This window comes from Janthinobacterium sp. C22 (assembly GCF_057919405.1).
On the sequence record NZ_CP193659.1, the window covers coordinates 921856 to 942533 of the forward strand.

A 20678-nucleotide genomic window follows, 5' to 3' on the forward strand; every position below is an offset into this window, starting at 1 on the left:
AGAGGCGCTATTATAGGATGGCTAAAATCCTTCTGCAAGCGCTTTTTCACATTATTCTGTGATATTCCACTGCGACAGCATCCACGCCATATTGAAGGCGTTTTCGGCAATGGCGTTATAGCGGCCCGACGCGCCGCCGTGGCCGGCGCCCATATTCGTTTTCAGCAGCAGGGGATTGCCGTCCGTTTTATAGGCGCGCAGCTTGGCCACATACTTGGCCGGTTCCCAGTACATGACCTGGCTGTCGTTCAGGCCCGTCGTCACCAGCATGGCCGGGTAATTCTTGCGGGCAATGTTGTCGTAGGGCGAGTAGCTGAGCATGTAGTCGTAGGCCGCCTTCTGGTTCGGGTCGCCCCATTCCAGGTACTCTCCCGTGGTCAGCGGCAGGCTGGCGTCCATCATGGTGTTCATCACGTCGACGAAGGGCACGGCCGCGTGCACGGCGTGGAACAGTTCGGGGCGCATGTTGACGACGGCGCCCATCAGCAAGCCGCCGGCGCTGCCGCCCTGGATGATCAGGTGGTTCGGGCTCGTCCATTTTTCGCGCACCAGGTAGTCGGCGCTGTCGATGAAGTCATGGAAGGTGTTTTTCTTCTTCATCAGCATGCCGTCTTCATGCCACGCTTCGCCCATGTCGGTGCCGCCGCGGATATGCGCTTGCGCATAGATGACGCCCCGCTCCAGCAGGCTGATGCGGCTGATGGAAAAAGTGGCTTCCGTCGAGATGCCATACGAACCGTACGAGTACAGCAGCAGCGGCGCGGAACCGTCGAGCTTGACGCCCTTCTTGTAGACGACCCACAGCGGCACTTGCACGCCATCGCGCGCTTTCACCCACAGGCGCTGCGTGGTGTAGCGGCTGCCGTCAAAGCCGCCGACGATTTCCTGCTGCTTCAGTACCGTGCGCTGGCCATCCTTCATGCTGACATCGATGATGGTGGGCGGCGTGACAGGCGACTGGTACGACATGCGAAATTGCGTGGCCGAAAACTCCGGCGTGCCGACGGCCGTGGCCAGGTAGACGGGGTCGTCGAACTGCACCGTCTTCCAGTTCTTTTGCGCAAAATCAAAGATGCGCGCGCGGTTCAAGGCACGCGCCTTTTCCATCACCACCAGATAGCCCTGGAAGACGTCGATGGACTGGATCACGGCATCCTTGTTGTGCGGCACGACGGGCTTCCAGTTCTTCGGCTGCGGCGCAGACAGGGGCGCGCTGACGACGCGGAAATTCTTCGCATCCTTGTTGGTGAGAATGTACAGCTGGCCGTCGCGGTGCTCGACGCCGTAGCGGTGGCCCTTCTCGCGTTTCAGCACGCTCTGGAAACTGCCTTGCGGCTTGCTCGTTGGCAGCAGCAGCACTTCGCTCGTATCCGTGCTGCCCGAAGTGAGCACGAAGAACTGCCTGTCGTGCGTGCGGTCCACATGGATGGCGAACTGTTCCACCGGCTCGTGGTAGACCTGTTGCGGCGCGCCGCCCAGGGCCAGGCGGAACACGCGGTCCGAGCGCTTGGTGGTGGCGTCTTCCTGCGCCAGCATCAGGGTGGCATTGTCCGCCGCCCAGGCCACGGACGTCACGCGCGGCATGCTGTCCGTGAGCAATTTGCCCGTCTTCAAATCCTTGACATGCAGCTCGTACTGGCGGAAACCCGTCGTGTCGGTGGTATAGGCCAGCAATTGTTCATTCGGGCTGATGGCAAACGCGCGCACGGCAAAGAATTTGTGGCCTTCGGCCAATTGATTCTGGTCCAGCAGGATTTCTTCAAACGCCTGCGCATCGTAGGCGCCGCCGGCGCCGACGGGGCGGCGGCAGTGAATCGGATATTGCTTGCCCGCTTCCACGCGCGTGTAATAGTAAAAGTTGCCCTGGCGCGCAGGCACGGACAGGTCCACTTCCTGCATGCGTCCCTTGACTTCGGCATACACCTTGTCAGCCAGCGGCTGGATCGGGGCCGTGACGGCGGCCGTATAGGCGTTTTCCGCATTCAGGTAGTCGATCACGGCAGGATCGGTCTTTTTTGCAGCCAGCGGTAGTCGTCCGTGACGACGGTGCCGTGGCGTGTTTCCTGCCAGGCCGTCTTGGCGGCGATGGGCGCGGACAGAGTGGCAGCGGTGGTGGTGGCGTCGGCGGCCAGCGCGGATGGCGCCAGCGTGGACAGCAGCAGGGCCGGCAGGATGGATGAGCAGGCGGCAATGCGGCGCAAGGCGTGATGTGCGGTGGACAAGGCAACTCCTTCGGTTCGTTGTTGTGCAGCAATTCTATTCTTGCTAAATAGAAAAGCCAATCATGATTTCAGTCAACACGGCGCGGCGCTTGCATCCACGGGCATTTCCAGCGATACTGTATATAACAACAGTATTTAACTGCATTCCGCCGCGAGGTGCCCTTGACCACATCTGCCTCCCCACTTCCCGAGCCGCCTGCCGCCCGCCGCTGGATAGCCCACCTGGACATGGACGCCTTCTTCGCGTCCGTGGAATTGCTGAAATATCCCGAATTGCGCGGCGAGCCGGTGGTGATCGGCGGCGGCCGGCTGCAGCAGCCCGTGCTGCAGGAAGACGGCACGCGGCAATTCGCGCGCATGCGCGACTATGTGGGGCGCGGCGTCGTCACCACCTCGACCTATGCGGCGCGCGCGTTCGGCGTGTTTTCCGCCATGGGCATCATGAAGGCGGCGAAACTGGCGCCCGACAGCATCCTGCTGCCCGCCGATTTCGAGGCTTACCGCGACTATTCGGCCCGCTTCAAACAAGCCGTGGCGCAGTTGTGTCCCATCATCCAGAACGTGGGCATCGATGAAATCTATGTCGACCTGACGGAACATGGCGAGCAGGCACCGGCCATGGCGGCGCGCCTGAAGGCGGCCGTGTTCGAGGCGACGGGCCTGTCGTGCTCGATCGGCCTGGCGCCGAACAAATTGCTGGCGAAAATCTGTTCCGACCTGGAAAAACCCGACGGTCTGACCATTTTGTCGCCCGAGGATATTGAAACGCGCGTGTGGCCCTTGCCGGCGAAAAAGATCAATGGCATCGGCCCGAAGGCGACGGCCAAGCTGGAAGCCTTGGGCATTGTCACCATCGGCGAGCTGGCGCGGGCCGACATGGCCATGCTGCGCACGCAGTTCGGCGACCTGTACACGGGCTGGCTGCGCCAGGCGGCGCTGGGCATCGACGAGCGGCCCGTGCAGACGAGCCGGGAAACCAAGTCCGTCAGCCGCGAAACGACGTTCGAGCGCGACTTGCAGGTGGTGCGCGACCGCGCCACCCTGTCGGAAAAGCTGGAAAGCCTGTGCACGCGCGTGGCGGGCGACCTCGACAAGCAGTCGCTGGCGGGGCGCACGGTGGGCATCAAGCTGCGCTTCGAGGATTTCAGCACGGTGACGCGCGACATCACCCTGCCCAGCGCCACGGCGGACGCCGCCGCCATCCTGCGCGCCAGCCGCGACTGTTTGCGGCGCGTGCCATTTGACAAGAAAATCCGCCTGCTGGGCGTGCGCATCTCGACCTTGTCCGATCCGGCCGTCGTGACGCGGCAGGCACCAGCCCAGGCGGAGCTGTTTCCCGCCCTGTAGCGGCGTTTCCTACAAGATACATACCGCGCCAGACGGCGCTTTTGACGGCATTTTCACGTCGAAAGTGTAGAATGGCGTTCCCCTGGCACTACTGAAACAAACGGAAGACAAAAACTATGTGGTTCAAGAATCTTCAGATTTACCGCCTGCCCGCACCGTGGGCTTACACGCCAGAACAACTGGAAGAGGCCTTGTCCTCGAACAAATTTACGCCGGCGACCAGCATGGATCTGATGCGCCAGGGCTGGGATACGCCGCGCCCGAACGGCGGCCTGGTCCACGTGGTCAACAAGCAAATGCTGATCCTGCTGGGCACGGAAAAGAAATTGCTGCCAGCGACCGTCATCAACCAGGTGGCCAAGGCCCGTGCCGCCGAGATGGAAGAAGCGCAAGGCTTTGCGCCTGGTAAAAAGGCCATGAAGGAATTGAAGGAACGCGTGGCCGACGAGCTGCTGCCGCGCGCCTTCAGCATCCGCAGCAACGTCTGGACGTGGATCGACCCCGTCAACGGCTGGCTGGTGGTCGATGCCGCCAGCCCGGCGAAGGCCGATGAAGTCATCAAGCTGCTGCTGAAAGCCGTCGATAAACTGCCGCTGGAAAGCCTGCGCGTGCAGCGCTCACCCGTAGCGGTGATGACGGAATGGCTGCAGGCCGACGACGCGCCGGCCGGCTTCACGGTCGACATGGACACGGAATTGCGCGCCACGGGCGAGAGCAAGGCCACCGTGCGCTATGTGCGCCACACGCTGGAAGCGGACGACGTGCGCCGCCACATCGCGGCCGGCAAGCAGTGCACGCGCCTGGCCATGACGTGGAACGACAAGATCTCGTTCGTGCTGACGGAGTCGCTGGCGATCAAGAGCGTCAAGCCGCTGGACGTGATCAAGGAAACGGAATCGAGCACGAAGAACGACGAAGAGCGTTTCGACGGCGACGTGATGCTGATGACGGGCGAGCTCTCCAAGCTGATGGCCGACGTGGTCGAAGCGCTGGGCGGCGAAGCGACTGCATAAAAGCAGTTATATCGGTATGGAAAAGGAGCTTCGGCTCCTTTTTTCGTCTGTGCAATATGCGGGCGCATAAAAAAAGCGCCTTGCACGGTGAAGTGCAAGGCGCTTTCCAGACAAGCTAATTCACAACGTCAAATTAGAACTTGTAGTTGCCGGTGATGTAGAACGAACGCATCATTGGATCGGCGTAGCGTGGGTCGAAGCCGACCTGGTGGCCCGACGACGCGCGCAGCGACAGCGGCGGTGCACGGTCGAACAGGTTTTTGATACCTGCGCGTATCGTGGTTTGCTTGTCAAAGGCGAAACGTGCTTGCCAGTCGAACGTGGTGTACGACGGTACTTGCAGGCGGAAGTTTTTCTCTTCTTTCTGAGTAGCGAGGTTGTACACGGTAGCGGCTGCGTCGGTGTAGCCGTTACGGTAGTTGACCGTGACCGTGTTGCTCAGGCGGCCCGTATCCAGGGTCGTCGTCAGCTTCATCAGGTTGCGGAACGTGACTTCGTTGGTGTCGCCGAAGAAGTTCATGTTGCTGGTGAACACGTTATCGCTGCCTGCCTTGGTGTAGTTGGCGTGCAACATGTGCGTGCCGCTCAGTTGGGCGGTCAGCTTGCCGAAGTCAAACTTGTGGTTGGCCGACAGATCCCAGTCGATACCACGGTATTCCTTCTTGCCGACGTTGACCGACAGTTTCTTGAACGCGTAGTAGGTATCGCCGGTCGATGGCTCCTGGTAGGTCGTGAAGCTTGTTGCATACTTGACCGGATCGGCAAATGCCTGCTCTTCGGTGATTTCCGATACGGCATTGCGCAGTTTCACATCCCACAGGTCGGCGCCGAACGAGAAGGCCGAGCTAGGCTCGACACGGAAGCCCAGGGTGAACTGCTTCGATTTTTCCGATTGCAGATCTGGATTGCCTTGCGATACGGCGTTGTATTGCGTGGCTTCCGCGCGGCACAGTGCGTTACCTGGGTATGGGCAGTCAAATTTCTTGGCGGTAAAGCTGGCGTTGACCAGTGGCTGAGCGATCTCCAGCATGCTTGGCGCCTTGAAGCCCGTACCGTAGGAACCGCGGATCAGTACGGTCTGTACCGGCTGCCAGCGTGCCGATACCTTGTAGGTATTGGCGCTGTCTTTTTTGCCGATGGTTTTGTTCGACAGCTTGTCATCGATTGCCTTGACGGTATCGTGACGGCCGCCGACGGTCATTTCGAACGACTTGGTCAGCGGTGCCAGCAACTCGACGAACGCGCCGTAGGTGTCGCGGCTCATGTCGTAGGCGGCCTTGGTGTTGAAACTGTAGATGTCATCGCCGGTGGCGCCTGGCGATTGCTCATAGATATAGGTGCGATAGTCGCCGCCGATACCCAGGCTGGCTTTGCCGCCTGGCAGGCTGAACAATTCACGCGAGCCGTGCGTATCGATGCCGCGCATCGTGGTCGATGCGGTACGCACGGAGCCGACGAACTGCGCGCCAGCGACCTGTGCTTGCACGGATGGCTTTTGCGTCGTTGCGAACGGATTGAAGTCCGGATTGGCCAGGATGTCCTTGAATGCCTGGTTTTTCTGGTAGCCGCCTGTGTAGCGCTCATCGATCGAGTTTTGCGACCAGGTCAGGCCGCTTTCGAAGTTCCACGCACCCAGTTCGCCTTCCACACCGATGACCATGTGTTTGGTCTCGGTGATGGTGTTGCTGGCGCGCAGGCCGAAGTCGGTGCTGCGGTAGTTGGCCGTGATCGATTTGATGTCTGCCTGTTGCGCTGGCGACAGGTAGGGCTGTACGTAGTTAGCGTAGGCAGATGGATTGCTGAACACCAGCTTTTCAACGCCTGTGACAGGATCTTTCACCGTTTGCGCGATGGAGATGGGGATCGGATTGGCGGCGATACGCGCCGTCAGGTCATAGCGCGAGTAGGCCAGTTCGGCGAACGCGTTCAGGTTGTCGTTCAGCTTGTACGTTGCTTTGGAGAACAGGCTGTCGCGTTTCGATTGCGGCACGACTTCCACAGTGGAACCCGTGTCGAAGCCGCAAGCGCGCGTATTGCTGGTCGTCTTGTAGGAGTCTTCAGGGCACTTGCCGTTCATCGCCAGGTAAGGCGTGAAGGCGGTCGATTTAGCACCGCTATTGTATGCAACAGTGGCGCCTGCTGGCGAGGCCGAGGTGCTGGTGCGGTCCCAGACATAGTTGTTGCCGTTGCGGCTGAATGGCACATACGAGGTAGCGGCGAACTTGCGGTCGGTGGCGCGCAGTTTCGACTGCTCGTCGTGGCGGTACGACAGCAGCACGTTGAAGCGGTCTTCGTCCAGGTCGCCGAAACCGTAGGTGACGCTGGTGTTCCAGGCGTTGCCGCCCTTGTCTTCCGGACCGCCATAGGTGGCTTCCAGGGTGGCGCCTTGCTGGTTTTTCTTCAGGATGAAGTTCAGTACGCCGGCGATGGCGTCCGAACCGTACAGGGCCGAAGCGCCGTCGGTCAGGATTTCGACGCGCTCAACGGCGCTCATTGGGATGGCATTCAGGTTGACCGTGGTGCCGGAGCCTTGTGGCGCGATGCGGCGGCCGTTCAACAGCACCAGGGTATAGGACTCGCCGATACCGTGCAGCGATGCACTGGTATTGCCGCCCGAATCGGAACCGGCAGCGACTGCGCCGATGGTGAAGCCTTGCATGGCTGGCAGGGCCTGGATCAGGTCGGCTACCGAAGTGGCGCCCGATTTGGCGATCGCTTCTTGCGACAGGCGCTGCACAGGCAGGGCGCCTTCGACAGCGATACGCTTGATGCTCGAACCGGTAATTTCCACTTTTTGAATTGCTTCGTCCGCCATGGATTGGCCGGAGAACAAGACGCTACCTGCCAGTACGGTCAGGGCCAGGCGTACGCTGCGTACGCCGATTTTTTCTTTAAATGCCATTGTAACAATTACTCCGTAGTAGTTTTAATAACGACAAGCAGTACACGAGCACCGCTCAGGCCATCGGATAGAGGGCCAGCGGAGGCGTGTACGGTAGGCGGAACCACGTCGGGGGAGGTGGAAGACTACTTAGTGCAATATTGTTATAAATGCACTTTTGACTTGTCGAGGCAAACATTATGTCTTCTCAGCAAGGAAAAATGCATGTCAACCGTGTCCGATTTGGCAATAAATTGTAGATACTGAAGAATGTTTGATTTATTTGTTAAATTACAGTTTTATATTTCAATATATCGATGTTTTAAAAAATGATGAATGGCGTTTTTTTACAACATAAAATTATTGTATTGGCAATTCGATGTTTTGCCTACAATAATTCGAGGAAAAGTGTTGCTATGCAGAATTTCTGAAAGGTTAAAAAACGTAAAAAAAGCCCGCTGAAAGCGGGCGGGTCGAATTGTGACAGAGTGTCGGTCAGGCCGTTGCCGGCCGGTTTGTGCCCCTGTGCTTTGTCATCGTTTACAAGGGCTGGAACACGCCGGCGGCGCGGTTCTTTTGCACATTGTCCCAAGCGAAGATCTGGCCGTTCATGGCCACGTACACGCCGGCCGGCAAGGTTTGCGCCACGCCGCAGGCAAAGCCCAGGTTGAACAGGGCATCGGAATTGTCGATTTCGTAGGGAATCATGGCGCCCGTGAGAATCACCGTTTGCTGCAGGTTCGCCGCGCCCAGCACTTGCGCCGTTTCGCGCATGGTGTCGGTGCCGTGGATGATGACGATGGCTTTTTCCTGCGCCGCGCGGCACGAGGCCAGCACGCGCTGGCGGTCCGCATCCTGCATGTCGAGCGAGTCGAGCAGTGGCAGTTGCTCCAGCGCCACGGGTGCCGTCATGCGCGCACGGGCAATCGCTGCCGGCAAATGACTGTCGGAAAAGCCCAGGGTACCGTTCAATTCGTTGTAGTGTTTGTCGAAAGTGCCGCCGGTGGCGAGTATGCGCAAAGTCATGATGTGGTCACGATGTCAGTGGAGAATGACGCGCATGATAGCGTGGATTGTGTCCCTTGCGTGAATGGCGGGCCGGTGCGCATCGCACCTGGAAAATTCAGCCATCTGTGAGTACACTGGTTTCTTTGTTTGCCTGCCACCCCGACTCCGTATGAAAGCGCTCGCTCCCGGTACCGTTATTTTTCACCGCCACCGCGGCTACGGGGTGATCACGTCCGTCAATCTGCTGACGGGCTGGATCGCCGCCCGTTTCGGCAGCGAAGCGCGGACCCTGGACCTGAACCTGTCGACGGACGACGTGCAGTTCGCCGATGGCGAAGCGATCCTGTTTCGCCGCGCGCCGCCGGACCGCATGCCGCACGCGCGCCTGATGGCCATGGTGCGCGAGCTGCACCAGGCCGGTTATCAGAAACTGTATCTGTATTCCTGGCCCAAGCCGTCCGGCCTGCACTGGCGCTGGCATCTGTTCACGGGGCCGCGCGACTGGATGCAGCGGCCGTGGCGCGAAGGCTGGTATGGCTCGGGCGCCGATTACAACGTCAACCCCGTGATGGGCTGGGGCGATACGCCCGGCGCCACCACTGGCGAGCTGATCGATGCCCTGGCCCGTTTCGATCCGCAAGGCCTGGCGCAGGCGCTGGGGCGCGACGACGACCACACCGACTGGTTTGGCCGCGTTTGCGACGCCTTGTTGCCCAATTACATGTACAGCCTGGACATGCCGCGCACCCCGGGCGAGCCCTTGCCCGACATGCCGCCCGTGCCGGTCGTGGCCGTGCGCGCCGGCGTGGCGCCGTATGCCGGCCAGGACATCGCCTGGCCGCCCGGCTGGGCCGGCCTGTGGCGCGGCCGGCACGTGCTGCCCGCGCCCGCCATCCGCCTCACGGGCGAGCCCGACCTGATCAAGGGCTTTCAGCGCTCCTGAGGGGCTTGGCGCGCGTGCGCCAGTACTTCCGGATTGAGCAGGCGCGTGCATTGACCCTGCATGAAATCGACAATGTTTTGCAAGGCGTAGCGGAAATACAGTTCATAGCTGTCCCGCTCGACGTAGCCCAGGTGTGGCGTGGCCAGCACGTTCGGCAGCAGCAGCAATGGCGAGCCGGGCGGCAAGGGTTCATCCGTAAACACGTCCAGCGCGGCGGCGCCCGGACGTCCCATCTGAAGCGCCGCTTCCAGCGCGCCTTCCATCACCAGTTCGGCGCGGCTGGTGTTGACGAAAAGCGAGTTTGGTTTCATGCGCGCCAGGTCCTCGGCTGTGACCAGGCCGCGTGTCTTGTCGGACAGGCGCAGGTGCAGGCTCAGCACGTCGGCCTGTTCAAAGAAGGCCTCGCGCGATGGTGCTGCCGTGTCGCCGGCCGCCACGGCCGCCGTGCGGCTCGCTTCGCTGCCCCACACGAGGATGGTCATGCCGAAGGCGCGGCCATAGCCGGCGATCAATTGCCCGATCTTGCCGTAGCCCCAGATCGCCAGGGTGCGCCCTTTCAATACCGTACCGAGCGTGTTGCGCGCCGGCTCGATTGACGACGTTTGCCACAGCCCTTCCTGTAAATGTTGCGCGTACGGCACGATCTTGCGTTGCGCCGCCATGATCAGCGCCCACGTCAGTTCGGCCGGCGCCGTGGGCGAGCCGATGCCTTCCGCGATGGCGATGCCCAGTTCCGTGGCGGCCGCCACGTCGATGTGTCCGCTGACCTTGCCCGTTTGCGATATCAGTTTCAGGTTCGGCAGTTTCGACAGCAAGGCCCGGTTGAAACTGCTGCGTTCGCGTATCAGCACCAGCGCGTCGAACGGCGCCAGGCGGATGGCCAACTGGCCCAGGCCCCGCGCCGTATTGCTGAACACTTTGACCTCGTGGCCATCGAGCAATTGGAAACAATCGAGGCCGCGCACGGCATCCTGGTAGTCATCGAGTATGGCAATTTTCATGGTGGATGGCCGATTTTAGTGAAGATTTGGTAGGGAAATAACAGGATACGGGAAATGCTGAATAGCCTACTACATTAGTCAAGCTATTCTCCTACATTTTTGCGAGAATAGCCGTTACGCGGGTGTACAATCGCCGGCACTTTTAAAGCTTCCTGATTATAGTTATAGCGCAAACTGTTCCTGCAGCCTGGGTGCATGATCCAGGTAAACGACTCCAGAGCCCTGCCCGCGTGAGCACCCCGCCCGCAGTGAGCCGCAGCCAACTCTCAACGATGCTGCCTGTCTTGCCGGAATGACCAGAATTTCTTTTATTGGTATTGGAGGTAATATGAATCAGCCCGTCATGGGTGGCGTCGCCGCACTCAACGTCCCAGCTTATATTAAACAACAGAAACTGATCAACTGGGTGGCCGACATTGCCGCGCTGACCAAGCCGGACCGCATCTACTGGTGCGATGGCTCGCAGGAAGAGTACGAGCGCCTGTGCGCCGAGATGGTTGCCAGCGGCACCATGAAAAAACTGAATGCCGACAAGCGCCCGAATTCCTACCTGGCCTGCTCCGACCCGAGCGACGTGGCGCGCGTCGAAGACCGCACGTATATCTGCTCGGCAACGAAAGAAGCGGCCGGCCCGACGAACAACTGGACCGATCCGGGCGAGATGCGCCACACCCTGAACGGCCTGTTCGACGGCTGCATGCGCGGCCGTACCATGTACGTGGTGCCCTTCTCGATGGGGCCGCTCGGCTCGCCGATCGCCCACATCGGCGTGGAACTGTCCGATTCGCCGTATGTCGCCGTCAACATGAAGATCATGACCCGCATGGGCCGTGCCGTGTACGACGTGCTGGGCACCGATGGCGAATTCGTGCCGTGCGTGCACAGCGTGGGCGCGCCGCTGGCCGCCGGCCAGCAAGACGTGAAATGGCCGTGCAACAGCACCAAGTACATCGTGCATTTCCCGGAAACGCGCGAAATCTGGTCCTTCGGTTCCGGCTACGGCGGCAACGCCTTGCTGGGCAAGAAATGCTTCGCCCTGCGCATCGCCTCGAACATGGGCTACCAGGAAGCGCAAGCGTCCGACAACAACCCGGGCTGGCTGGCCGAACACATGCTGATCCTCGGCGTGGAATCGCCGGAAGGCAAGAAGCATTACGTCGCGGCAGCGTTCCCGTCCGCTTGCGGCAAGACCAACTTCGCCATGCTGATCCCGCCGGCAAGTTTTAACGGTTGGAAAGTAACTACCATCGGCGACGATATCGCCTGGATCAAGCCGGGCGCCGATGGCCGTTTGTACGCCATCAACCCGGAAGCGGGCTATTTTGGCGTGGCACCGGGCACTAACGAAAAAACCAATTACAACTGCATGGCGTCCATGCGCGACAACACGATTTTCACCAACGTGGCGCTGACGGACGACGGCGACGTCTGGTGGGAAGGCTTGACCAAGGAAGCGCCAAGCCACCTGATCGACTGGCAGGGCAAGGACTGGACGCCGGCGTCCGGCACCAAGGCGGCGCATCCGAATGCGCGCTTCACTGTTGCTGCAACACAAAACCCCGTCATCGATGCGGCCTGGGACGATCCGGCCGGCGTGCCGATCTCGGCCTTCATCTTCGGCGGCCGCCGCTCGACCACCGTGCCGCTCGTCACCGAAGCGCGCAACTGGGTCGAAGGCGTGTACATGGCCGCCACCATGGGCTCGGAAACGACGGCTGCCGCCGTGGGCCAGATGGGCGTCGTGCGCCGCGATCCATTTGCCATGTTGCCGTTTATCGGCTATAACATGAGCGATTACTTCCAGCACTGGCTGGACATGGGCGTCAAGGTGGGCAAGGTCAACCCGGCTGCCCTGCCGAAGATCTACTGCGTCAACTGGTTCCGCACGGACGAGGCTGGCAAGTTCGTCTGGCCTGGCTTTGGCGACAACATGCGCGTGCTGAAATGGATGCTGGAGCGCATCGAGGGCAAGGCGGGCGGCGTGGAAAACCTGTTCGGCACGACGCCGCAGTATGGCGACCTGAACTGGGATGGCCTGCCATTCACGCAGGAGCAGTTCGACACCATCACCTCGATCGACAAGGCCGCGTGGGTGGAAGAATTGAAATTGCATACGCAGTTGTTTGAAAAACTCGCGTATCATCTCCCGCAAGAATTGGCAGATCACAAGGCTGCGCTGGAAAAGCGTTTGGCTGAGTAAGCGTTTAGTAGTGGGGGAGAAACACGCCGGCAAAGACTGGCGTGCGATAAACGACACGCCGGCAATGACTGGGGTGCTAGCAAAAGAAAAACGGCGCGGATTGCATGAGCAATCCGCGCCGTTTTTTATTGGGCTGCCATCTTACTGCTTGAGCAGCGGCCCCAGGTACTTGCCCGTCACGCTGGCCGGGTTCAATGCCACGTCTTCCGGCGTGCCCGTGGCGATGATCTGGCCGCCGCCGGCGCCCCTTCGGGGCCCAGGTCGACGATCCAGTCGGCCGTCTTGATGACGTCCAGGTTGTGCTCGATGATGACGAGGGTGTTGCCCTGGTCGCGCAGGCGGTGGATGACTTTCAGCAGCAAGTCGATGTCGTGGAAATGCAAGCCCGTCGTCGGTTCATCGAGGATGTACAGGGTGCGGCCCGTGTCGCGCTTGGACAGTTCCAGCGACAGTTTCACGCGCTGCGCCTCGCCGCCGGACAGGGTGGTGGCGCTCTGGCCCAGCTTGATGTAGCCGAGGCCCACATCGAGCAGGGTTTGCAGCTTGCGCGCGATCAAGGGTACCGGTTTGAAGAATTCATGCGCCTCTTCCACCGTCATGCCCAGCACTTCCGTGATGTTCTTGCCCTTGTATTGCACTTCCAGCGTTTCGCGGTTGTAGCGCTTGCCATGGCACACGTCGCACGGCACGTAGACGTCGGGCAGGAAGTGCATCTCGACCTTGATCACGCCATCGCCCTGGCACGCCTCGCAGCGTCCGCCCTTCACGTTGAACGAGAAGCGGCCCGCGCTGTAGCCCCGTTCCTTGGCCGTCGGCACGGTGGAGAACAAATCGCGGATCGGCGTAAACAAACCTGTATATGTGGCGGGATTCGAGCGCGGAGTGCGGCCGATCGGCGCCTGGTCGACGGAAATGACCTTGTCGAAGTGCTCCAGGCCGCTGATCGACTCGTGCGGCGCCGGCTCCGTCTGTGAACCGTACAGATGGCGCGACAGGGCCGGATACAAGGTATCGTTGACCAGCGAGGACTTGCCCGAGCCGGACACGCCCGTCACGCACGTCATCAGGCCCACCGGCAAGCTCAGCGAGACTTTCTTCAGATTGTTGCCCGTCGCGCCAGTAATGACCAGCTGCTTTTCCGGATTGCTGGCGTGGCGCTTGGCCGGTACGGCGATCTTCAGCTTGCCGTTCAGGTACTGCGCCGTCAGCGACTTCTTGTTCTTGAGAATGTCGGACAAGGTACCTTCGGCGATGATCTCGCCGCCGTGCACGCCCGCGCCGATGCCCATGTCGACGATGTAGTCGGCCGTGCGTATCGCGTCTTCGTCATGCTCGACCACCAGCACGCTGTTGCCGATGTCGCGCAAGTGTTTCAAGGTTTCGATCAGGCGGTCATTATCGCGCTGGTGCAAGCCGATCGACGGCTCATCGAGCACATACATGACACCTGTCAAACCGGAGCCGATCTGCGATGCCAAACGGATGCGCTGTGCTTCGCCGCCGGAGAGCGTGTCGGCGCTGCGGTCCAGCGACAGGTAATCGAGGCCCACATTATTGAGGAATTTCAGGCGCGAAATAATTTCCTTGACCACGCGGTCGGCGATCTCTTTCTTGGCACCCGTCAACTTCAGCTTTTCAAAGAATTCCAGCGTCTCGCGCAGCGGTTTGCCCGCCACTTCATAGATGGCGCGCTGCTGCTTGCCGGTGCCGACCTTGACGAAGCGCGCTTCCACGCGCAGGCGCGCGCCATCGCATGAGGGACAGCATTTCTCATTGATGAACTTGGCCAGTTCTTCCTTGACGGCCATCGAATCCGTTTCGCGGTAGCGGCGCTGCAGATTGTTGACCACGCCTTCAAACGTGTGTTCCTTGATGACGGTGCGGCCCCGTTCGTTGACATAGCTGAACGGGATCACTTGCTTGCCGGAACCGTACAGCACAGCTTGCTGTGAATTCAGGTCCAGCTGCTCGAACGGCATGTCGAGGTCGAATTCGTAAAAGGCGGCCAGGTTCGACAGCATCTGGAAGTAAAACTGGTTGCGGCGGTCCCAGCCCTTGACGGCGCCCGACGCCAGCGACAGATTGGGGAACGCGACGATGCGTTTCGGGTCAAAGAATTCAATGTGTCCCAGGCCGTCGCATTCGGGGCAGGCGCCCATCGGGTTGTTGAACGAGAACAGACGCGGTTCCAGTTCCTGCAGGGAGTAGCCACACACATTGCAGGCGAACTTGTTCGAGTACACGTGTTCCTGGGCGGTATCCATTTCGTAGGCAATGGCGCGGCCGTCGGCCAGGCGCAGGGCCGTTTCGAAACTTTCCGCCAGGCGCTGCTTGATGTCCTGGTTCACCTTGACGCGGTCGATGACGACGTCGATCGTGTGTTTTTCCGTTTTCTTTAGTTTCGGGAGGTCATCGACTTCATAGATCTTGGCCGCATGCGTGCCGCTCTGCACGCGGAAGCGCACGAAGCCCTGTGCCTGCATCTGCTCGAACAGATCCACGTGTTCGCCCTTGCGGTTGGCGACGACGGGCGCCAGTATCATCAGCTTGGTGTCTTCCGGCATGGCCAGCACGGCGTCGACCATTTGCGACACGGATTGGGCGGCCAGCGCGTTTTCCGGGTGGTCGGGGCAGTAGGGCGTGCCTACGCGCGCATACAGCAGGCGCAGATAATCGTGGATTTCCGTCACGGTGCCCACCGTCGAGCGCGGGTTGTGCGACGTTGCCTTCTGTTCGATGGAGATGGCGGGTGATAGGCCCTCGATCAGGTCGACGTCCGGTTTTTCCATCAATTGCAGGAACTGGCGCGCATAGGCCGACAGCGACTCGACGTAGCGGCGCTGGCCTTCCGCGTACAGGGTGTCGAAGGCCAGCGACGACTTGCCGGAGCCGGACAAGCCGGTAATCACGATCAGCTTATTGCGCGGCAAATCGAGATTGATATTCTTGAGGTTATGCGTGCGAGCGCCGCGAATGCGGATCTGTTCCATGTGATTGCCTTGCTTTCAGTGAGTGGTGCGGCCGGCGCATTGCGGGAACTGCCAGATGAGGCAGCCACAACGGGTCAACCTGTTACTATAGCCGGGTTTTGCTCTGCATGCCTGAGGCAGCCACGGGCGGATTGCGCCACCCCGAGAACGTGCCCCGGCAAAGTTTGATACAGATGCGTGCAGACGATTAAACACTGTATATAATACCAGTATTCAAGTTTCTTGTTTTCACCTGCCGTGAAAAAAACGTGTTGCCGCGCGGTAGCTGGCGTCCGTTAGAAAGCGGATGCTTTGCGCCGCGTGGTCGCTTATAATCGTCGTTTGGTAAAAAATCTCACGCGCGGGACTCCGGCTCCCGCTGCGGTTCATCAGGAGTTATTCATGGCATCAGTCAACAAAGTCATCATCGTCGGCAATCTGGGCCGTGACCCGGAAATCCGCTACATGCCTAGCGGCGACGCGATCGCCAACATCGCCGTGGCCACTTCGTACAAATCGAAGGACCGCAACACGGGCGAACAAAAAGAATTGACAGAGTGGCACCGTATCTCGTTCTTCGGCCGCCTGGCGGAAATCGTCGGCCAATACCTGAAAAAAGGTTCGTCCGTTTACGTCGAAGGCCGTCTGCAAACCCGTAAATACACGGACAAGGACGGCGTCGAGAAGTACGCAACCGACATCATTGCGGAACAGATGCAAATGCTGGGCGGCCGTTCCGGCATGGGCGGCGACGCCGGCGGTGGCGATGACAGCTACGGTGGTGGCGGCGGCTACGAAGCCCCGGCCCCGCGCCAGGCGCCAGCCCCGCGTCCGGCACCAGCCCCGGCACCACGCCCGGCACCGAAGCCGGCGCCGAACTTCTCGGACATGGATGACGATATTCCATTCTAAGACGCACTACGGCTCATTGCTGCATAACGCCTCGCAAATCCTTGATTTGCGAGGCGTTTTTATTTGTTGTTGCGGGTCTTTTTTCGGGTCACTTTTAGGTGCTACGGGCGTTCAGCTCAAGCAGATAACCGCTCCCTTCCTTGATCTATGTTGGTTATCGCCATCATGACTCCCCCTATAATTTAATCACTGCCCTCAGCATCCCGTCCGCAATGCCACACCAGAACAGGGAGAAAATGGTGGCTATTTCGACCGAAGCGCCCCTGGTTGTCGATCTTGACGGCACGCTGACGCCAACCGATACCCTGGTTGAAGCCGTCATTAAGGTGGTGAAGCAATCCCCGCTCAATTTGCTCCGCTTGCCGTTCTGGCTCATGAGAGGGCGGGCAGGCTTCAAGGAAGCCATTTCGGCGCATGCCAGCATCTCGGGCGAACACCTCCCTTACCGTGCGTCCCTGCTGGATTACCTGCGCGAGGAAAAGCAGAAGGGCCGCATGATTGTCCTGGCGACGGCGGCTCACCATTCTATTGCCAGCGACGTGGCCAGGCATCTGGGTCTGTTCGACAAGGTGCTGGCGACGCAAGCCGGTCACAATCTCAAGGGCAGGGCCAAGCTGCAAGCCATCCAGGAGCAGGTAGGGCCATGCTTTGTCTATGCTGGCGACAGCAAGGCGGATGTCCCCATCTGGCAGGCCGCCAAGGCGGCGGTGCTGGTGGATGTTGCCTGGCGTACGGTCCAAACCGTCCGACGGCATGTACCGATCGAACGCGAGTTTCCGGGGAGAGCTGCGGGCTAGGTGTGTGGATGAAAGCCCTGCGTGTCCACCAGTGGCTAAAGAATCTGTTGCTGTTCGTACCCCTGCTGACGGCATTCTCCTTCCTCGACCTGGGCAAGTTGATCACCATGGCCGTGGCCTTCCTGGCTTTCTCCTTGGCCGCCTCCGCCACCTACATGGTCAACGACCTGTGGGACCTGGAAAGCGACAGAGCACACCCCCGCAAGCGGCTTCGCCCTTTTGCCAGTGCCCGCCTGCCGATTCTGAAGGGCCTGGTCGTGGCAGCGGCGGCGTTGCTCCTGGCCCTCGTTCTGGCCTGGTTCGTGTCGAATGCCTTCCTTCTGATGCTCCTGCTTTACCTCGTGCTGACCAGCGCGTATAGCTGGGTGCTCAAGGAATACGTGCTGATTGACGTGCTCATGCTATCCCTGCTGTATACCTTGCGCATCCTGGCAGGTTCGGTTGCCATTGGTACCGCCGCCAGTTCCTGGCTGTTGGCTTTCTCGGTCTTCATGTTCCTCAGCCTCGCCCTGGTGAAGCGCTGTGCGGAGCTGGTCACCCTGGAAGAGAATGGCAAGGCAGCCACGCGTGGACGGGATTACCGGGTGACCGACCTGGCGGTGTTGTGGCCCCTGGGGGCGGGGCGGCCCTCTCTGCCGTGGTGGTGTTCGGGCTGTTCATCAGTGCGCCGGAAACGCAGCGGCGCTATGGCACCCCGCAGATGCTGTGGCTGGTTGCCCTCGGATTGATTTACTGGCTTGCGCGCCTGTGGGTGAAAACCTCCCGCGGTGAAATGCACGATGATCCGGTGATTTACGCCCTCAAGGACCACGGCAGCCGCATGACCGTATGCGCCATGGTGGCCATCATGCTTGGGGCGCATTTCCTCGTACTGGGTACCTACCCATGAAAACGCTCTGCATTGCCATCCTGAGCATCGCGCTATCCGTCATGGCGCAGTTCTCATTGAAGAGCGGCGTGTCCGGCGCCGGGGTGAAGGCGATGATGGCTGAGCCCAAGTCCTTCATGACCCTCATCAATATCCTCACGGACAAATATGTCCTGGGAGGCTTTCTCCTCTATGGCCTGGGAGCGCTGGCCTGGCTGGGCGTGCTGTCGCAATGGGAGGTGAGCAAGGCCTACCCTCTGGCAGGCCTGGGATTCGTGCTCACCCTGCCAATCGCTTACCTGCTCGGGGAGCAGATAAGCATGCCCCGTGTGATTGGCGTGGCGCTGATTTGTGCGGGGGTGTTTTTGGTGGGGAGGAGTTGATGAATGACAAGCATGATGCCCAGCAACAGCGAGATTGGCTGTGGCTGGCAATCGTCGCAGGCATCGGCCTCGCCCTGAGGGCGGCGGTGATTGCGGGCTACCAGCATGTGCCGGAAGGCGATGAACTTGCCTACAGGAGCATGGCGCTCAACTTGCTTGGCGGGAATGGCATCGTCGACAGCATGGGCAACCGCGCGATGTACAACGTGGGCTATCCCCTGTTAATACTCGCGCCTGTCTTTTTCTTTTTGGCGACGACCTCCTGGCGGTTCGCGTGGTGAACATGTGCCTGGGAGGCGCGGCAATCGTGCTGTGCTATCTGGTGGCCAAGGAAGCCGGCGCAGGCAGGTTGGGGCGTCTCATCGCCGCACTCGCCTGGGCGCTATACCTTCCGAACGGCATCTATGGGATGTATCTGGCCAAGGAAAACCTGATGATTCCCCTGATGCTGGGGGTCATGTGGTGTGCCCTGAGACTGACACGTCAGCCCTCGAATACAGTGGCAATCGGCTGCGGGGCACTCTGTGCCCTGTTGGCGTTGACTGGCAATGCAGCCTTGTCACTGCTGGCGGTCCTTGCATGGGCATTGCTGCTGTCTCCCGCATCGATGGCTCAGCGGGCAAGCATGGCCATGCTCGCGCTGTCAGTTGCGTTGCTGATATCTGGCCCATGGCTGCTCAGGAACATGCAAGTGATTGGCGCCCCTGTCTTGAACACCAATGGCGGCTTCAATCTCTATTTGGGGAACAACCCGGCTGCGACAGGCATGTTTGTTTCCATCTCGGAGACACCACGTGGCCCTACCTGGGATGCTCTTCGGAAAACGGGGGAAGTGCAGGCCTCCGAGACCTTGAAACAGGAAGCTATTTCTTGGGTGAAGGCCCATCCGGCGGCGTTCCTGACGTTGGCAGTGAAGAAAGCGGCTTACTTCTGGACGCCACCCTTCCATGAGGGCAAAGGAGATCAGTCGTCGGCGGAAAAGCTAGTTCGTCTCTTGTGGGCGATACAGTTCTTGCTCCTGATTGCCGGTGCGATTGGAACGGTGCTGATTCCAAGGCTAAGAAATCGGCAGGTCGCCCTGCTCTGGCTGGCGCTTGTGTGCTACACCGGCGTTCACATGTTGTTCTACGTGATATTCCGATACCGTGAACCCATCATGCCGATCCTGGCAGTGATGGCGGGCTTGGTGCTTGAATCACTTGTGGCCGCCCGCTACCCGGCAGCGAATCGGGCCAGATAAGATCGGGGCAGTGCTCTCGACTCTTTTGCGCCCCTTGCTGTCATGCTGCCGGAAACTCAATCGCGCAGCCGCATCTCCAGGCTGTAATTCGCCACCGCATTCCTGCGCGCCGCGTTGCGCATCAAATACACCTGCACCGTGTACTCGCCATCGGCCGGCAGTTTCGCCTGGTAACTGTTGCCGCTGGTCGAGCCGATGAACAGGGCTTCCTCCTGGCCGGCCTGGCGGATATTGAAGTAATTCGATGGCTGATTGGTTTTCAGCTTGACGCTGAGGGTCTGGCCGGCCTTGCCAGTGACCGTGTATTCGGCCGTGGCGTAGCCCTTGATCTTGCCTTTCACGCTGTGCGCGTTCTTGCCTGCCGTCAATTCGACGTTTTCCTTGTGGACAGGATCGGCGCTCCAGGCGGGCGTGGTAAAAACGAGGGCCGCCAGCAGCAGGCTGGCGCGGAGGGACAGTGGACGACGCGGCATATGGCATTTCCTTTCAAACTGGATGAAGAAGCAGGCGATGGTGATGCCGCCCATCTTACGCCAGCGCTTGCCAAGCGCCTGTACGGCAGCGCGAGCATGGCCAGTTCGCGGATGGTTTCCCCCGCTTTCTTGACCTGGGTACTTTTTTAGCTGCGCACGTTTCAAGATGCGGCCGACGGCATTACCGTCAACGCGTATTGCCCCGGCGTTGTCGGCACCGACATGTGGCTCGACATCGACAAGCGCATGGCCGAACTGACCGGCGCCGAGCTGGACGCAACGTACAAGAAATACGTGGACGGCATCGCGCTGGGACGTGCCGAGATGCCGGAAGACATGGCGGGGCTGGTCTCGTGTACCGTTAAAACACTGACGGCATAAAAAACAGGCCGCGCTATCGGTGACAGCGCGGCCTGTTTGC

The 20678-nt window shown here is 60.2% G+C and carries 18 protein-coding genes and 1 pseudogene; 12 read left to right on the forward strand and 7 right to left on the reverse strand.

The window, feature by feature from the left end:
- Positions 1-51: 51 nt before the first annotated feature.
- Both ACRHIG_RS04150 and ACRHIG_RS04155 read right to left on the reverse strand, forming a co-directional pair.
- Entirely contained in the window at positions 52-1998 is a 1947-nt protein-coding gene (locus ACRHIG_RS04150) for a S9 family peptidase (RefSeq protein ID WP_489629446.1), read from the reverse strand.
- Positions 1995-2222 (reverse strand): hypothetical protein, encoded by a 228-nt coding sequence (locus ACRHIG_RS04155; protein WP_489629447.1) that lies wholly within the window; start codon positions 2220-2222, stop codon positions 1995-1997. Before ACRHIG_RS04155 ends, ACRHIG_RS04150 begins: the two co-directional genes overlap by 4 nt.
- Positions 2223-2384: 162 nt before the next feature.
- On the opposite strand from ACRHIG_RS04155, the gene dinB reads away from it, so the two are divergent.
- Positions 2385-3569, forward strand: a complete 1185-nt coding sequence (dinB, locus tag ACRHIG_RS04160; protein ID WP_489629448.1) for a DNA polymerase IV — start codon at positions 2385-2387, stop codon at positions 3567-3569.
- Between the two features lie 116 nt (positions 3570-3685).
- Positions 3686-4582, forward strand: coding sequence for a recombination-associated protein RdgC (locus ACRHIG_RS04165; protein WP_034754435.1), 897 nt, complete (start codon positions 3686-3688; stop codon positions 4580-4582).
- A gap of 133 nt (positions 4583-4715) precedes the next feature.
- Here ACRHIG_RS04165 and ACRHIG_RS04170 read toward each other — a convergent pair whose 3' ends face one another.
- Positions 4716-7484, reverse strand: a complete 2769-nt coding sequence (locus tag ACRHIG_RS04170; protein ID WP_489629449.1) for a TonB-dependent receptor — start codon at positions 7482-7484, stop codon at positions 4716-4718.
- Between the two features lie 519 nt (positions 7485-8003).
- Complete coding sequence (locus ACRHIG_RS04175; protein ID WP_034781194.1) at positions 8004-8489, reverse strand: asparaginase domain-containing protein; 486 nt, start codon at positions 8487-8489, stop codon at positions 8004-8006.
- Positions 8490-8640: 151 nt separating this feature from the next.
- Here ACRHIG_RS04175 and ACRHIG_RS04180 point away from each other — a divergent pair, with 151 nt between their 5' ends.
- A complete protein-coding gene (locus tag ACRHIG_RS04180; RefSeq protein ID WP_230542133.1) occupies positions 8641-9414 on the forward strand; it encodes an L-asparaginase in 774 nt (257 codons plus the stop codon).
- On the opposite strand, the gene ACRHIG_RS04185 is transcribed toward ACRHIG_RS04180, so the two are convergent.
- A complete protein-coding gene (locus tag ACRHIG_RS04185; RefSeq protein ID WP_489629450.1) occupies positions 9402-10415 on the reverse strand; it encodes a D-2-hydroxyacid dehydrogenase family protein in 1014 nt (337 codons plus the stop codon). The two genes, ACRHIG_RS04180 and ACRHIG_RS04185, sit on opposite strands and share 13 nt — an antisense overlap.
- 328 nt (positions 10416-10743) lie before the next feature.
- Here ACRHIG_RS04185 and ACRHIG_RS04190 point away from each other — a divergent pair, with 328 nt between their 5' ends.
- A complete protein-coding gene (locus ACRHIG_RS04190) occupies positions 10744-12615 on the forward strand; it encodes a phosphoenolpyruvate carboxykinase (GTP) (RefSeq protein WP_489629451.1) in 1872 nt (623 codons plus the stop codon).
- Positions 12616-12756: 141 nt separating this feature from the next.
- On the opposite strand, the pseudogene uvrA reads toward ACRHIG_RS04190, so the two are convergent.
- A pseudogene (gene uvrA / locus ACRHIG_RS04195) lies at positions 12757-15605 on the reverse strand (excinuclease ABC subunit UvrA).
- Positions 15606-15986: 381 nt separating this feature from the next.
- Between uvrA and ssb the strand changes: the two are divergent.
- The 7 genes from ssb to ACRHIG_RS04230 all read left to right on the forward strand — a co-directional run bounded on the left by ssb (position 15987) and on the right by ACRHIG_RS04230 (position 19784).
- Positions 15987-16496, forward strand: coding sequence for a single-stranded DNA-binding protein (gene ssb / locus ACRHIG_RS04200; protein WP_034781209.1), 510 nt, complete (start codon positions 15987-15989; stop codon positions 16494-16496).
- 239 nt (positions 16497-16735) lie between these two features.
- Positions 16736-17293: a haloacid dehalogenase-like hydrolase gene (locus ACRHIG_RS04205; protein ID WP_489629452.1), complete on the forward strand. Its 558-nt coding sequence runs from the start codon at positions 16736-16738 to the stop codon at positions 17291-17293.
- Between the two features lie 8 nt (positions 17294-17301).
- A complete protein-coding gene (locus ACRHIG_RS04210; RefSeq protein ID WP_489629453.1) occupies positions 17302-18021 on the forward strand; it encodes a UbiA family prenyltransferase in 720 nt (239 codons plus the stop codon).
- On the forward strand, positions 17994-18182 hold the full coding sequence (locus tag ACRHIG_RS04215; protein WP_489629454.1) for a hypothetical protein: 189 nt from the start codon (positions 17994-17996) through the stop codon (positions 18180-18182). Before ACRHIG_RS04210 ends, ACRHIG_RS04215 begins: the two co-directional genes overlap by 28 nt.
- Positions 18179-18544: a DMT family transporter gene (locus tag ACRHIG_RS04220; RefSeq protein WP_475417706.1), complete on the forward strand. Its 366-nt coding sequence runs from the start codon at positions 18179-18181 to the stop codon at positions 18542-18544. Before ACRHIG_RS04215 ends, ACRHIG_RS04220 begins: the two co-directional genes overlap by 4 nt.
- Positions 18544-18825 (forward strand): hypothetical protein, encoded by a 282-nt coding sequence (locus ACRHIG_RS04225; RefSeq protein ID WP_489629455.1) that lies wholly within the window; start codon positions 18544-18546, stop codon positions 18823-18825. Before ACRHIG_RS04220 ends, ACRHIG_RS04225 begins: the two co-directional genes overlap by 1 nt.
- A complete protein-coding gene (locus tag ACRHIG_RS04230; protein WP_489629456.1) occupies positions 18819-19784 on the forward strand; it encodes a hypothetical protein in 966 nt (321 codons plus the stop codon). Before ACRHIG_RS04225 ends, ACRHIG_RS04230 begins: the two co-directional genes overlap by 7 nt.
- 56 nt (positions 19785-19840) lie before the next feature.
- On the opposite strand, the gene ACRHIG_RS04235 is transcribed toward ACRHIG_RS04230, so the two are convergent.
- Positions 19841-20257: a hypothetical protein gene (locus tag ACRHIG_RS04235; RefSeq protein WP_489629457.1), complete on the reverse strand. Its 417-nt coding sequence runs from the start codon at positions 20255-20257 to the stop codon at positions 19841-19843.
- A 222-nt stretch (positions 20258-20479) separates the two neighbouring features.
- On the opposite strand from ACRHIG_RS04235, the gene ACRHIG_RS04240 reads away from it, so the two are divergent.
- A complete protein-coding gene (locus ACRHIG_RS04240) occupies positions 20480-20638 on the forward strand; it encodes a hypothetical protein (RefSeq protein WP_489629458.1) in 159 nt (52 codons plus the stop codon).
- Positions 20639-20678: the final 40 nt, after the last annotated feature.